We start from the raw sequence: 14,634 nt of genomic DNA on the forward strand, positions 1-14,634 counted from the left end.
CGACTGCTCGGCGGCGGCGGACGGCGCGCCGCCCGCCCGGGTCGGACGCCGGGGCGTCAGGGCTGCAGCGCGTCGTACTCCGCCTCGGCGGCGACGTCGTCCTCGACGTCCAGGCGCAGGTGCGCGAGCAGGGTCTGCAGGGTGCGGAGCGTGCTCGACGCCCGCTCGCCCCAGCTCGACAGGTAGGAGAACTGCCACCACCACAGCGCCTCGAGCACGTGACCGCGCTCGTGGTGCCGCAGACCCTGCACCAGCGCGCCGGTGATCGACACCAGGTCGCCCGACAGCGTCGCGGCGCCCACCTCGGCGCCGAGCACCGGGTCGACGACCTCCGCGTAGTCGTCGACGCCGTCGAGCACGCCCGCCAGCGCCGCCCGCAGCGCCTCGACGTCCGGGTCCGGGCCGACGTCGGGCTCGTACCGCTCGCTCGGCACCACGTCGACGATCGCGCCGAGCCGGGCCCCCACGGCCAGCACGTCCGAGACCGCCAGCAGGAGCAGCGGGATCGCGGCCTCGGGGTTGGTGCCCGCGCCGACCTCGGTGACCGTCGTCAGGAAGGACCGGCACTCGCGCGCGACCGAGTCGGCCACCGCGCGCAGGTCGGCGGCCTCCGGGTCGAGCGCCAGGTCGTCCACGCGGGCCGCGTCGCTCGCCACGCGCAGGTCGTCGGGTCGGTTCACGTCCGCCATCGTGCCCCCCGGGGGGCGCAGCCGCCCGCCGACGTGCCGCGGGCCCCCGCCACCGCTGGTCAGGCGCTGATGCGGCGCCGGCCCTCGAACGCGCGGCCCAGCGTGACCTCGTCCGCGTACTCCAGGTCGCCGCCGACGGGCAGGCCCGACGCGAGCCGGCTGATGGTCAGGCCCATGGGCACGAGCAGGCGCGCCAGGTAGGTCGCCGTCGCCTCGCCCTCGACGTTGGGGTCCGTCGCCAGGATCACCTCGGTGACCGTGCCGTCCGCCAGCCGCGTCATGAGGTCCTTGATCCGCAGGTCGTCCGGCCCGATGCCCGCGATCGGGTTGATGGCGCCGCCGAGCACGTGGTACTTGCCACGGAACTCGCGGGTGCGCTCGATCGCGACGACGTCCTTGGGCTCCTCGACGACGCAGATCACCGCGGCCGACCGACGGGGGTCGCGGCAGATCCGGCAGAGGTCCTCCTCCGCCACGTTGCCGCACTGCACGCAGAACCGGACGCGCGCCTTCACCTCGGTCAGCGCGTCCACGAGCCGGCGCACGTCCGTCCCGTCCGCCGCGAGGATGTGGAACGCGATCCGCTGCGCGCTCTTGGGACCGACGCCGGGCAGCCGCCCCAGCTCGTCGATCAGGTCCTGGACCGCGCCCTCGTACACGCCCCCAGCCTACGGCCCGCACGCCGCACCGGCGGGACGCGGGGCGCAGCGGTCAGAAGCCCTCGTCGACGATCTCCTCGATGACCGTCGCGCCGAGCACCTGGGTCAGCAGCGGGATGCCCGACAGGCCGTTCGCGCCGATGTCGGGGTCGTCCATCGACGGCTCGTCGTCCGCCCAGCGCGAGCGCGTCGGGGCGCTCCCGGTCGTGCCGCCACCCGCTGCGTGCGCGCGGGCCGCGGCACGGACCCGGTCGGCGCCGCTCGGGGTGACCGTGACCGGGCCCGCGCCCGCAGCGGGCGCGTCCCGGGGGGCGTCGCGCACCCAGTCGTCGGCCGGCGGCTCGGGGGCACCGGGGTCGTCCGGGTCGGGGACGTCCCACGGGGGCGGGGCGCCGGCGCCACCCGCGGTGCCGGGGCGCGGGCCGGCCGACGACGCGCGAACGGGCTCGGCGGGAGCGGCGGCGGGGCGCCGGGGCGCGTCGTCGTCCGCCGCACCCGGGCCACCCGGACCGGCGGGAGACGCCTCGCCGCGACCGTCGGGCGCGACGTCGGCACGCGCCGGGTCGTCGGCCGGGCGCGCCGGTGCGGGGGCGGTCGCCGCCAGCTCGGCGGCCGACGCGGCGGGCGGGGCGTCGGCCCACGGGTCGGCAGCGGGGCCGGCGACCGGGGCGGACGCCCAGGGGTCGGCCCCGTCGGGCTCCTCGTCGGACGACGGCGGCGCGGCCGGCCCGCCCCGGCGGCCGTCGGCCGCACCGGCGGAGCCGTGCGAGGCCCGGGGGGTCTCGCCGGTCGGCGCGGGGACGGGCGCGGGCCGGGCCGCGGGGGCGTCCCAGGACGCCGCGGCCTCGGCCGCGCTCGGCGTGCTGCTGGGCGGCGAGGCGGGCGCGCCCTGGCTGCCCGTCGACCGCCCGGCCGGGGCACCCGCGCCACCGGCCAGCACCGGCTCGACGGAGACGGTGAAGCCGAGCGTCTCCCGCACCGCCTGCTGCACGAGGTCCGCGTGCGGCCCCGCCCGGAACGCGGCGGCCAGGCCGGGCGCGGCGAAGCCGAGCTTGAGGGTGGTCGCGTCGAGCTCCACCACCTGCGCGTTCTGGCTGATCAGCACCCAGGTGGTCTTCTTCAGCCGGTTGAGGGTGTCGAGCACCTCGGGCCAGCGCCGCCGCAGCACCTCGGTGTCGCCGCCACCGGGCGCACCCGCCGGGCGCTCGACGGGGGCGACCGGCTCGGCGGTGGGGACGTCGTGCGGGACCGGCGCGGGAGCGGGCGGGGGCACGGCGGCGGCGGGGGCGGGCGGCGCGGACCCCTCGCCGGCCCGCGGCGCGGCGGCCGGGACCGGAGCCGGCTCGGGCCACCCGTCCGGCTCGGCAGCGGACTCGGGACCGGGCGCTTCGACGGGCTCGTCGACGACGTCCGGCTCGGTCGCCACGTCCGCGGGGTCGTCCTCGTCCGCGTCCGGCACCTCGGAGACGTCGGCGGCACCGGCCGCGCCGACCTCGGGACGAGCGGCCGCGACGGGCTCCGCGGGACGCTGCTCGGCAACCGGCGGGGTCACCGCCGCAGGAGCGGGCGGCTCGGGGGCCGGGCTGGGCGCGGTGACGACCGCCACCCGCTCGACCGGCGTCGAGGGCGCGAACGCCGGAGCGGGTGCCGCCGGCGCGGCCGGGGCGACCCCGCCCGCGACGCGCACGCCCTCGCGCTCCAGCCGGTCGAGCCGGGCACCGATGCCGGAGGCGGAGTCGTCGAGCGCGGGCAGCAGCAGCCGGGCCATGAGCAGCTCCAGGTGCAGCCGCGGCGACGTGGCGCCGGTCATCTCGGACAGCGCGGCGTTCACCAGGTCGGCGGACCGGGACAGCTCCGCGGCGCCGAGCTGGCGCGCCTGGGTCTGCATCCGGGTCATCTGGTCGCCCGGGACGTCGCGGAGCACCGCGGCCGCGGCCTCGCCCGACGCGGCCAGGACGATGAGGTCCCGGAGCCGCTCCAGCAGGTCCTCGACGAACCGGCGCGGCTCGTGGCCCGTCGAGATCACGCGCTCGACCACGCGGAACGCGCTGGCGCCGTCGCGGGCCGCGACCGCCTCGACCAGGTCGTCCAGCAGGGAGGCGTGGGTGTAGCCGAGCAGGGCGACGGCGTCCTCGTAGACCAGGCCCTGCGGCCCGGAGCCGGCGATCAGCTGGTCGAGCACGGACAGCGAGTCGCGGACGGAGCCGCCGCCGGCGCGCACGACCAGCGGCAGCACGCCGGAGCCCACGGTCACGCCCTCGGCGCGGCAGAGGTGCTCGAGGTAGCCGACCATGACGTCCGGCGGGACCAGGCGGAACGGGTAGTGGTGCGTCCGGGACCGGATGGTGCCGATGACCTTGTCGGGCTCCGTCGTCGCGAAGATGAACTTCACGTGCTCCGGCGGCTCCTCGACGATCTTCAGCAGGGCGTTGAAGCCCTGCGGCGAGACCATGTGGGCCTCGTCGAGGATGAAGACCTTGTACCGGTCGCGCGCGGGCGCGAACGTGGCTCGCTCGCGCAGGTCGCGGGCGTCGTCGACGCCGCCGTGGCTCGCGGCGTCGATCTCGACGACGTCCAGGCTGCCGGGGCCCCCGCGGGCCAGCTCGACGCAGGACGGGCACACGCCGCACGGGGTGTCGGTCGGCCCCTCGGCGCAGTTCAGGCAGCGCGCGAGGATCCGGGCGGAGGTCGTCTTGCCGCAGCCGCGCGGCCCGGAGAAGAGGTAGGCGTGGTTGGCCTGCCCGCTGCGCAGGGCCTGCCGCAGGGGCGCCGTGACGTGGTCCTGCCCCACGACCTCGGCGAAGGTCTCGGGCCGGTAGCGGCGGTACAGGGCGGTCGTCACCCCAGAACTCTAGAGGGGCGCGGGGACACACCGGGACCCCCGTCCGGACGGGCTGGGGACCACGCGATCGGGGCGCCGACGGGGTACCGGCGACACCCCGTCTCACTGGCTGGACATCGCGTTCCATCTGACGAGATGCGCGCGCTAGGGTCTGCGCCAGCCGCCCGGACGACCGGTCCGGCGCCCCCAGCACCAGGAGACGGACGACGTGATCCAGCACGCCGGTTCCCCGAGCCGCCCGCGCAGCCCGCGCGCCGCGGCCGGCGTCCGCGCGCTCCGCTGCTGCTGTCCCTCCTGAGGTGCCCCGCGGCCGACGCCGCGCCGACGCACCGGCCGCCGTCCGACCCGTCCGGGTCCAGCCGGCCCTCCCCGACCGCCGCGCGGACACCCCGACCGCGCGACCCGCCGCTCAGCCGCGGCACCACCCCACGGAAGGCACTCCCCTCATGAAGCGCAGACTGACCGCCTGGATCGCCGCGATCGCCGCCACCGCGTCGCTCGCCGCGTGCGCGTCCGGCGGCGACTCGTCCGCCTCGGAGGCCACCGGGCCCGCGGACGCGGACAACCGCGTGACCGTGCGCGTCGGCGTCACCGACAAGGCGCAGGAGTACTGGACGACCTTCACCGACCTCGCGGCGGAGGAGGGCATCGACGTCGAGCTGGTGAACTTCACCGACTACGCGCAGCCCAACCCGATCCTCAGCTCGGGCGACCTGGAGCTGAACCAGTTCCAGCACCTGCTGTACCTCGCCAACTACAACGTGAACTCGGACGACGACCTGGAGCCGATCGGCTCCACGGCGATCTACCAGCTCGGGCTGTACACGACCAAGGGCTACGCCACGCCGGAGGACGTCCCGGACGGCGCCGAGATCGCGATCCCGAACGACGTGGTGAACCAGGCGCGCGCGCTGCTGGTGCTGCAGTCGGCCGGGCTGGTCGAGCTGACCGGCGGCGGCAACGCGTTCTCGACGCCCGCCGAGGTCGACGAGGCCGCGTCGCGGGTGAAGGTCGTGCCGGTCGACGCCAACCAGACGGCGGTGCAGCTGCAGTCGCTCGACGGCGCCGTGATCAACAACAACTTCGCGACGGACGCCGGCATCGACCCGACCACGGCGATCTACTCCGACCTCGAGGACACCGAGACCGCCCGGCCGTACCTGAACATCTGGGTGGCCCGGGCCGAGGACGCCGACAACCCGGTGTACGCGCAGCTCATCGAGATCTACCACTCGAAGGAGGTCACCGACGGGCTGCTCGAGGAGAACGGCGGCACCGCGGTGGTCGAGGACGTGCCGGCCGAGGAGCTGCAGTCCGACCTGGACGAGCTCGAGGACCTCGTGCGCGAGTCCGCCTGACGGGCACGCCGCGCAGGCCGACGGCGCCGACCCCCGCGCGGGGCGGCGCCGTCGGCGTGCCCGGCTCCGGCGAGGCACGGGACGACCGGCGCGCTGGCGAGGTCCCGACGGGGATGGGACCGTGAGCGCGGGCCCGCGCGCGGGTCCGTGAGACCTCCGGACGCGGCGCTCCAGGCGGGTGCTACTGTCGCCCGCGTCCGCCCCCCTCACGGGACAGGAGTCCAGCACGTGAGCACCCACGCCGCCTCCGAGCGCCGCGCGCCGTCGATGCGCGCCACGGCCGGGACGCGTTGCGGGCACATGTGCTGCTGTCGGCGAATGCGCTGACGCTGCTCCCACGCAGCTCGACCTCCCGCGGCGGACCACGTCCGGCCGGGCGCCCTCGGCGCCGCCGGCCCGGACCGGCCCCCGGCCGCTGACGGCTTGCGCCGTCCGGCGGGCGGGTCCCCGCCCCGGGACGTCACCCGGCACGCCCCGCGCGCCGCGCTCGGTCCCGACGAGCCCTCGCACCCCGCTCCAGATCCACCGGAAGGCAGCTCCACCATGAAGCGCAGACTGACCGCCGCACTCGCCGCCCTCACCCTGGGCGCGCTGGCAGCGTGCTCGGGCAGCGAGCCCACCGCCGCCCCGACCGCCGCCGACCCGGACAACCCGGTGACCGTGCGCGTCGGCGTGACGGACAAGAGCAAGGAGTACTGGACGGCGTTCAGCGACCTCGCCGCCGAGGAGGGCATCGAGGTCGAGCTGGTGAACTTCACCGACTACCAGCAGCCGAACACCGTCCTCAGCGAGGGCGGCCTGGAGCTGAACCAGTTCCAGCACCTGCTGTTCCTCGCCAACTACAACGTGAGCGCGGACGACGACCTGGCGCCCATCGGCAGCACCGTGATCTACCAGCTCGGCCTCTACACGACCAAGGGCTACACCTCCCCCGAGGAGATCCCCGACGGCGGCGAGATCGCCATCCCGAACGACCCGACCAACCAGGCGCGCGCGCTGCTGGTGCTGCAGTCGGCCGGCCTGATCGAGCTGCAGGACGGCGGCAACGCGCTGTCGACGCCGGCGGAGATCGACACGGCCGCCTCGCGGGTGTCCGTCGTCCCGGTCGACGCCAACCAGACCGCCATCCAGCTGCAGGACCTGGACGCCGCGGTGGTCAACAACAACTTCGCCGCCGACGCGGGCATCGACCCGACCACGGCGATCTACTCCGACCTGGAGGACACCGAGACGGCCCGCCCGTACGTGAACATCTGGGTCGCCCGGGCCGAGGACGCGGACAACCCGGTCTACGAGCAGCTCATCGAGATCTACCACCGCGACGAGGTGATCGGCCAGCTGCTCGAGGAGAACCAGGGCACGGCCGTCGAGCAGAACCTCACCCCGGAGGAGCTGCAGACCAGCCTCACGGAGCTCGAGGACCAGGTCCGCACCGCGGGCTGACCCGACACCCCCGACCACCCCGAACAGGATTGGTGACCCGATGACCGCCATGGTCTCCCTGCGCGACGTCTCGAAGGTGTTCACGGGCTCCTCGGGCCTCGTGCGCGCCGTCGACGGCGTCTCGCTCGACATCGAGCGCGGCGACGTGTTCGGCGTGATCGGCTACTCCGGTGCCGGCAAGAGCACGCTGGTCCGGCTGATCAACGGCCTGGAGACCCCGACGTCCGGCCAGGTCGTCGTGGACGGCACGGAGCTGACCGGCCTCAGCGAGCGGGGCCTGCGCCCGGCCCGGGTGGGCATCGGGTTCATCTTCCAGCAGTTCAACCTGCTGCGGTCCCGGACGGTGGCGGCCAACGTCGCGTACCCGCTGCGGGTCGCCCGCTGGCCCAAGGCGAAGCGGCAGGCGCGCGTCGCCGAGCTGCTCGAGTTCGTCGGGCTGACGGACAAGGCCAAGCAGTACCCGGACCAGCTCTCGGGCGGGCAGAAGCAGCGCGTCGGCATCGCCCGCGCGCTCGCGACCTCCCCGGCCCTGCTGCTCGCCGACGAGGCGACCAGCGCGCTGGACCCGGAGACGACCAAGGACGTGCTCGACCTGCTGCGGCGGGTCAACCGCGAGCTCGGCGTCACCATCGTGGTCATCACGCACGAGATGTCGGTCGTGTCCTACCTGTGCAACAAGGTCGCGGTGATGGAGCACGGCAAGGTCGTCGAGTCCGGCGACGTCTACGGCGTGTTCGCGGACCCGAGCCAGCAGGTCACGCGCCGGTTCATCGGGGCGGCCCTGCACGACCGGCCGCGGCCCGACGTCGTCGAGCGGCTGCGCTCGCGCCACGACGGCCGGATCATCACCGTCGCCGTCCGCGAAGTCGACGGCGAGCCCGGCGTCACCATCACCGAGCGGCTGCGGGCGCACGGGGTGGACGGCTCCGTGGTGTTCGGCGGGATCACCGAGGTGAACTCCCGCCCGCTCGGCTCGCTGACGTTCGCGCTCACCGGCCCGGACGCGCAGGTCGACGCGCTGATCGCCGACCTGCGGCAGCACACCGAGGTCGTCGAGCACGCGCACGACGGCGACCATGCCGGCCCGGCGACCGAGGAGGTGGGCGCGTGAACAGCAACGGCGTCAGCCTGTGGCCCGAGCTCTGGCAGGCCCTCGGCGAGACCCTGCAGATGGCGATCGCCGCGCTGGCGATCGGCGGTCTGGCGGGCCTCGTGCTCGGCATCGCGCTCTACGTGACCCGCAAGGGCAACATCCTGGCCAACCGCCCGGTGTTCCTGGTGCTGAACGTGCTGGTCAACATCGTCCGGCCGATCCCGTTCATCATCTTCATCACCGCGGTGCGGCCGCTGACGCAGGCGCTGACCGGCGCCTCGTACGGCGTCGAGGCGGCCATCCCGGCGCTGGCGATCATGGCGACGTTCGCGACCTCCCGGATCGTGGAGCAGAACCTGGTCGCGCTGGACCCCGGCGTCGTCGAGGCGGCGCGCGCGATGGGCGCCGGGCCGTTCCGGATCATCGCGACGGTGATCGTGCCCGAGACCCTCGGCCCGCTCATCCTCGGGTTCACGTTCCTGTTCGTCGGCATCGTCGACATGACGGCCGTCGCGGGTGCGATCGGCGCCGGCGGCCTCGGCGACTTCGCGATCGTCTACGGCTACCAGCGGTTCAACGACGTGGTCACGTGGACCGCCGTCGCCGTGATCGTGATCATGGTCCAGCTGGCCCAGTTCCTCGGGAACTTCCTGGCCCGCAAGGTCCTCCGCCGCTGACCCGGCCCGCCTCGCGCGCCACGTCCCCCTGCGCCGAGGTAGAGCCTCCTGCTCGAGGTAGTGCGGTACACCGCTCTACCTCGGCGCGGACGCTCTACCTCGGCGTCGTGGTTCCGGGACCGCACCGCACGGGCGGACGCGCGCCGGCGGGCGGGCGGGGTCAGAGCTTCTTGCCGGGGTTGAGGATGCCCGTGGGGTCCAGGACGGCCTTGATGCCGTGCTGGAGCTCCAGGACCCGCGCGCCGAGCTCCCCGGCGAGGGCGCCGCGCTTCTCGGTGCCGATGCCGTGCTCGCCCGTCATGGTGCCGCCGAGCTCGACCGCCAGGCCGAGGACGCGCGTGTGCGCCTCGGCCGCCGCGGCCACCTGCGCGGGGTCGCCGGGGTCGAACGCGATCACCGGGTGCAGGTTGCCGTCGCCGACGTGGCCGCCGGTGCCGATGGGCAGGCCGCACTGCGCCGAGATGTCCGCCAGCCGGTCCAGCAGCGCGGGCAGCTGCGTGCGGGGCACGGCGACGTCCTCGTTGATGCTGCCGCCGCGCACCGCGCGCATCGCCTGGTTGAACGCCCGGCGCGCGCGCATCAGCTCGTGCAGCCGGGCGGGGTCGTGCGCCTGCTCGACGGCGAGCGCGCCGTGCGCCACGGCGACCGCGGCGTAGGCGGCGACGTCCTGCGCGCCGCGCTCGCCGGGCTCGTCGGTGATGACCAGCAGCATGGCGCGCGCACCGACCGGCAGCCCGGCGTCCGGGTCGTACGCCGCGAGCGCCGCCAGCACCACGTCGTCCAGCAGCTCCAGCGTCGACGGCCGGTGCGGGCTCGCGACGATCGCGTTGGCGGCCTCGAGCGCGTCGGCGACCGACCCGAACGTGGCCGACACCCCGCGGTCCGGCCCGGGGGCGGGCAGCAGCCCGAGCGTGGCCTCGGTGACGACGGCCAGCGTGCCCTCCGACCCGACGACCAGGCCGGTCAGGTCCAGCCCGGCGACCGCCTTGACCGTCGGCGGCGAGGTGCGCAGCACGGTGCCGTCCGCGAGGACCACCTCGAGCGAGCGCACGAAGTCCCGGGTGACGCCGTACTTCACGCACCGCATGCCGCCGGCGTTGGTGGCGATGTTGCCGCCGACGGTGCTCTGCGCGTAGGACGCCGGGTCCGGCGGGTAGAACAGCCCGCGCTCGGCGACGGCGTCGACCAGGTCCTTGGTGACGACGCCGGGCTGCACGACCGCGACCTGGTCCACCGGGTCGATCCGGCGGATCGCGGTCATCCGGGCGGTCGACAGCAGGATCGCGCCGGGCACGGCGTTGGCACCGCCCGCCAGGCCGCTGAGCGCCCCCTGCGGGACGACCGGGATCCCGTGGGCGTGCGCCGCCCGGAGCACGGCGGACACCTCGGCGGTGGACGACGGGAGCACCAGGGCGACGGCGGCCCCGGTCGGCGGCGTCGCCGAGCCGTCCTGCCCGCGCCCGGTCAGCACGTCGGCGTCGGTCACCAGCGCGTCGGCGGGCAGCGCGGACCGCAGGTCGGCGAGGACCGCCGCGAGCGCGGCCGCGTCGGGCGCGACAGGCGCAGCGGGCGCGCCCGCCGGGTCGAGGGGGTGCGTCCCGGTGCTCACGGCAGCCGCACGTGCTCGGGGGTGAGCTCGGCCGGCGACCGCACGCCGAGCAGGCGCAGCGTCCGGGCGATCTCGGTGGTCAGGATCTGGCCGACGCGGTCGACGCCGCGCTCGCCGCCGGCCATCAGGCCGTACAGGTAGGCGCGGCCGAGCATCACGGAGCGGGCGCCCAGCGCGAGCGCCGCCACGATGTCGGCCCCGTTCGAGAAGCCCGTGTCGACGTACACCTCGGCCCGGTCGCCCACGGCCTCGACGGCGGCCGGCACCAGGGTCAGCGGGACCGGCGCGCGGTCGAGCTGCCGGCCGCCGTGGTTGGACAGCACGACGGCGTCCGCGCCCGCGGCGACCACCCGCTCGGCGTCCGCGACGGTCTGCACGCCCTTGACCACCAGCGGGCCGTCCCAGTGCTCGCGCACCCACGCCAGGTCGTCGAGCTCCACGCCGGGGTCGAACATGTGGGCCGCGAGCTGCTCGATGGTGCCCTGCCACGAGTCGAGCGAGGCGAACCGCAGCGGCTCCGTGGTGAGGAAGCTCGCCCACCAGCCCGGGTGCAGCGCGCCGTCCAGGACCGTCCTGACCGACAGCGCCGGCGGGATGCTGAACCCGTTGCGGTCGTCCCGCAGCCGCGCGCCGCCGACGGGCACGTCGACGGTGATGACCAGGGCCTCGTACCCGGCGTCCCGCGCGCGGGCCATCAGCTCGGTCGAGGCACCGCGGTCCTTCCACACGTACAGGCCGAACCAGTTCCGGCCCCCGGGCGCGGCCGCCGCGAGGTCCTCGACGGACGTCGTGCCCATGGTCGACAGCGTGTACGGGATGCCCGTGCGGGCGGCCGACCGCGCGACGGCCCGCTCGCCCTCGTGCTGCATGAGCCGGGTGAACCCGGTCGGCGCGTACAGGAACGGTGCGGCGGCGGGCCGGCCGAGCACGGAGGTCGTCAGGTCGACGTCCGCGACGTCCCGGAGCACCGACGGCCGGAACTCGACGTCCCGCAGGACGCGGCGTGCGCGACGCAGCGAGATCTCGGCCTCGGCGGCGCCGTCCACGTAGTCGAACACCGAGCGCGGCGTCCGTCCGCGGGCGATCGAGCGCAGGTCGCGCACCGTGTGGGCCCGCGACAGGCGCCGGGTGACGGGGTCCAGCTCGAGCGGACGCATCCGCAGCAGGGGCCGGAGCTCGGACCAGGTCTGCAGCCGTCGCCGCGTGCGCACCGTGGGACCTCCTTCGTCACCGCGGGCTCCGGCCGCTCCGGGCCCGCCCGGCACGGTAGCCCCGGCGCGGCGGCCCGGGTCGGGGCGTCTCAGCCCGCGTCGGGACCGGGCGCGGGCTTCCCCGAGGCCTGGCGCCCCGCACGCTCCGCGGCGTTCGCGTGGGCGCGCTCGTTCGCGTTCGCCGCCGGGCCGGGGCCACCGGTGGGCGGGGTCGCCTCGCGCTCGGTCACCACCTCGGGCGCCGGCTGCTCGGCGGCCGGCTGCTCCACCACGGTCTGCACCTGCGGGGCCTGCGCGCCCTCGGCCACCGGCTGGGGCTCGGCGACCGCCTCGTCGGGGACGGGGACGGTCGCCACCGAGGTGGTCCCGGACCCGTCCGCCGGCTCGGTCGTCGCCTGCTCGGTGCTCGCCGGCGGCCCGGCCTGCGGCGTCTCCGCGCTCAGGGCGTCGTAGCCCAGCAGCACCGACGCCGTCCCGGCCAGGGCGGCCGCCGCCACGACGAGGGCCCGCGCGCGCCGCCGGCGCTGGTCCCGGTGCGGCCGGAGCTGCCGCCGGGTCGTCGGGCCGTCCGGGGCGGCGGGCACGTCTGCGGGCAGATCGAGGCGCGGCAGCTCGACCACGGGGAAGGGCACCGTGCCGATGTCGCCGGCGACCGGGCCGACGCCCACGGCGGCGGGCCGCAGCAGCGCCCGCAGCTCCTCCGCCGCCGTCGTGGCGGTGAGCCGGTCCAGCGGGTCGAGCGCGGTCATCGCGCCGATCAGCTCCGCCCAGCGGGGGCCGAACCGCTCCGGCACGGGCACCGGCTGGTGCAGCCGGGCCACGGCCGAGGCGAGCGCGTCGCCGGGGAACGCGCGCTCGCCGGTCAGGCACTCGACGAGCACCAGCCCGAGCGCGTACACGTCGGACTCGGAGGTCAGCCGCCCGCCGGTCGCCTGCTCCGGGCTGAGGTACGGCGGCGTGCCGAGCAGCTCGCCCGTGCTCGTCAGGGACTCGTCCGTCCGGGCCCGGGCGATGCCGAAGTCGGTCAGCTTGACCCACGGCGCGGTGCTGCCCGCCAGGTCCGCCGACGGCAGCAGGATGTTGGCGGGCTTCACGTCGCGGTGCACGACGCCCTGGTCGTGGATGTACGCCAGCGCCTCGGCGACGTGCACCCCGACCAGCGCGGCCTCCTCCACCGGCATCGGCCCCTGCGCGATGCGCGCGGCGAGCGAGGGACCGCGGACCAGCTCCATCACCAGGAAGTCCTGCGGCTCGCCGTCGGGCAGCTCGGTGGTGCCCGCGTCCAGCATCATGACCAGGCCGGGGTGGCTGAGGCGCGCGAGCAGCCGCATCTCGGCGCCGTGCCGCGGGTCGTCCCCGGTCCCGGCGGCCGCGGGGTGGAACACCTTCACGGCGACCTCGCGCCCCAGGACGGAGTCGCGCGCCCGGTAGACCTCGGCCATGCCGCCCTGCCCGAGCCGGTCGGCCAGCACGTACCGCTCGCCGAGCACCGTCCCGGCCGGGAGCGCGGTGCCCCGCGGGCGCGGGCCGAGCCCCGCAGGGGTGCCGAACGCGGGCGCGGTCGCCACCTCGGGCTGCTCGCTCACGCTGGACCTCCTGGACGCCGAGCCTCCAGGATCGCCGCGGACCGGCGGATGCGCGCGTCGAGCGGGCCCGGGGTGCTGCACGTCACCGGTCCGGGTGACGTGTCAGTCCGGTCGCACCCGGGTCTCCGCGAGCACCGAGCGCAGCAGCGGCCGGCTGATCTCGGTGGCACCGAGCACCAGCAGGCACCCGCCCGTGAGGCAGCCGAGCAGCAGGAGCAGCCCACCGGGGTCCGTGACGCCGGCGAACCCCAGCACCGGCGACATCATCACCACCGCGGCGGCCGCCGACCCGACGCCCACCGTCAGCATCGGCACCAGCACCTCCCGGCGGCGCACGGAGTCGAGCAGCGCCACCGGTGTCCCGGCCAGCACCTGCAGGGCGAGCTCCCGGCGCCGGTCCAGCACCGACGCCGCCTGCGTGATGCCCGCCGAGGCCGCCGCCACCAGGAACGTGATGGTCAGCGTGAGCAGCGCGCCGCGCATCAGGTCGCCGGCGAGGACCTCGTTCGCGGCGCGTTCCGCCGGCGTCGCGTCGGCCGGGGTGGCGCCCGCGATCATCGGCACCACCGCGAGCGCCCCGGCGACGAACCCGGCCAGGCCCAGGCCCCCGACCACCCGCCACGTGGCGCGCGGGTCGTCCACCAGGCGCCGGGCCGCGAGCAGCTGCGCGGGCGTCCGCGCCCTGCGGGCCCGCAGGCGGCCGAGCAGGCCCAGCACCCAGGGGCCGACCAGGTTCAGCGCGCCGAACCCGAGCGCCAGCGAGCCGACGCCGAACGCGATCGCGGCCGCCCCGAACGCGCCGAGCGCCGACGTGACGACCATGAACCCGCCCATCGCCACCACGGCCAGCACCGCGCGGACCCCCCGCAGCCCCGGCGGGGTCTGCCGGCGGGCCACTCCGAGCGGTGACACCACCACCCGGCGCAGCGACACGACGCCGCTGACCACCGCGAGCGCGGGCACCACCGCGCACGCGGCGACGAGCACCGACCAGCCGACCCACAGCTCCCCCGCCGAGAACGTCGATCCCTGGAACGGCACCCGGGTCCAGACCGGCAGCAGCGCGACGTAGCCGAGGACGCCGGCCAGCGCGCCGAGCAGGCCCTGCCACGCCGTCTCGACGACGGTCAGCGCCACCACCTCGCGCGGGGTGACCCCGAGCAGCCGCAGCGTCGCGAGCCGGGCGTCGCGGCGCGCCACCCCGAGCCGGGCCGCCGACCCGCCGAGGGTCAGCAGCGGCACCACCAGCAGCACCACCGCGGTCCACGCGAGCACCACGTAGAACTCGCCGTTCTCCCGCTGGTAGGCGCCGCCGGGGTGCGCGGCGCGGTCGAGGAACCCCAGCAGGCCGCCGATCACGGACAGCGTCAGGGCCGTCATCACGGCGAACGCCGCCACCGCGAGCGCCGTGGTCAGGACCTGGTCCCGCCCGCCCGCGCGCCGCAGCCCGGTTGCGAGCGCGAGCAC

At 76.1% G+C, this 14,634-nt stretch carries 11 protein-coding genes; 4 read left to right on the plus strand and 7 right to left on the minus strand.

Annotated elements, in window-relative coordinates:
- Nucleotides 1-56: 56 nt before the first annotated feature.
- The 3 genes from AC1050_RS18125 to AC1050_RS18135 are packed head-to-tail and all read right to left on the minus strand — an operon-like array spanning nt 57 to nt 4,190.
- Complete coding sequence (locus tag AC1050_RS18125; protein WP_482388803.1) at nt 57-689, minus strand: DUF5063 domain-containing protein; 633 nt, start codon at nt 687-689, stop codon at nt 57-59.
- 59 nt (nt 690-748) lie between these two features.
- Entirely contained in the window at nt 749-1,348 is a 600-nt protein-coding gene (gene recR, locus AC1050_RS18130; protein WP_482388804.1) for a recombination mediator RecR, read from the minus strand.
- Between the two features lie 52 nt (nt 1,349-1,400).
- Entirely contained in the window at nt 1,401-4,190 is a 2,790-nt protein-coding gene (locus AC1050_RS18135; protein ID WP_482388805.1) for a DNA polymerase III subunit gamma and tau, read from the minus strand.
- A 446-nt stretch (nt 4,191-4,636) separates the two neighbouring features.
- On the opposite strand from AC1050_RS18135, the gene AC1050_RS18140 reads away from it, so the two are divergent.
- From AC1050_RS18140 to AC1050_RS18155, 4 genes are all read left to right on the plus strand, one after another.
- Complete coding sequence (locus tag AC1050_RS18140; protein ID WP_482388806.1) at nt 4,637-5,548, plus strand: MetQ/NlpA family ABC transporter substrate-binding protein; 912 nt, start codon at nt 4,637-4,639, stop codon at nt 5,546-5,548.
- A gap of 543 nt (nt 5,549-6,091) precedes the next feature.
- Complete coding sequence (locus AC1050_RS18145; protein ID WP_482388807.1) at nt 6,092-6,991, plus strand: MetQ/NlpA family ABC transporter substrate-binding protein; 900 nt, start codon at nt 6,092-6,094, stop codon at nt 6,989-6,991.
- A gap of 40 nt (nt 6,992-7,031) precedes the next feature.
- A complete protein-coding gene (locus tag AC1050_RS18150) occupies nt 7,032-8,102 on the plus strand; it encodes a methionine ABC transporter ATP-binding protein (protein WP_482388808.1) in 1,071 nt (356 codons plus the stop codon).
- 59 nt (nt 8,103-8,161) lie between these two features.
- Entirely contained in the window at nt 8,162-8,761 is a 600-nt protein-coding gene (locus AC1050_RS18155) for a methionine ABC transporter permease (RefSeq protein WP_482388948.1), read from the plus strand.
- A gap of 160 nt (nt 8,762-8,921) precedes the next feature.
- Here AC1050_RS18155 and AC1050_RS18160 read toward each other — a convergent pair whose 3' ends face one another.
- From AC1050_RS18160 to AC1050_RS18175, 4 genes are all read right to left on the minus strand, one after another.
- Entirely contained in the window at nt 8,922-10,370 is a 1,449-nt protein-coding gene (locus tag AC1050_RS18160) for an FAD-binding oxidoreductase (protein WP_482388809.1), read from the minus strand.
- On the minus strand, nt 10,367-11,581 hold the full coding sequence (locus AC1050_RS18165) for an alpha-hydroxy acid oxidase (RefSeq protein ID WP_482388810.1): 1,215 nt from the start codon (nt 11,579-11,581) through the stop codon (nt 10,367-10,369). The genes AC1050_RS18160 and AC1050_RS18165 overlap by 4 nt, the downstream gene beginning before the upstream one ends.
- 89 nt (nt 11,582-11,670) lie before the next feature.
- The gene (locus tag AC1050_RS18170; RefSeq protein WP_482388811.1) at nt 11,671-13,167 is read right to left on the minus strand and encodes a serine/threonine-protein kinase; all 1,497 of its coding nucleotides are present in this window, start codon (nt 13,165-13,167) and stop codon (nt 11,671-11,673) included.
- Between the two features lie 102 nt (nt 13,168-13,269).
- Nucleotides 13,270-14,634 (minus strand): FtsX-like permease family protein, encoded by a 1,365-nt coding sequence (locus AC1050_RS18175; RefSeq protein ID WP_482388812.1) that lies wholly within the window; start codon nt 14,632-14,634, stop codon nt 13,270-13,272.

Source organism: Cellulomonas sp. NEAU-ZC6, assembly GCF_056844425.1.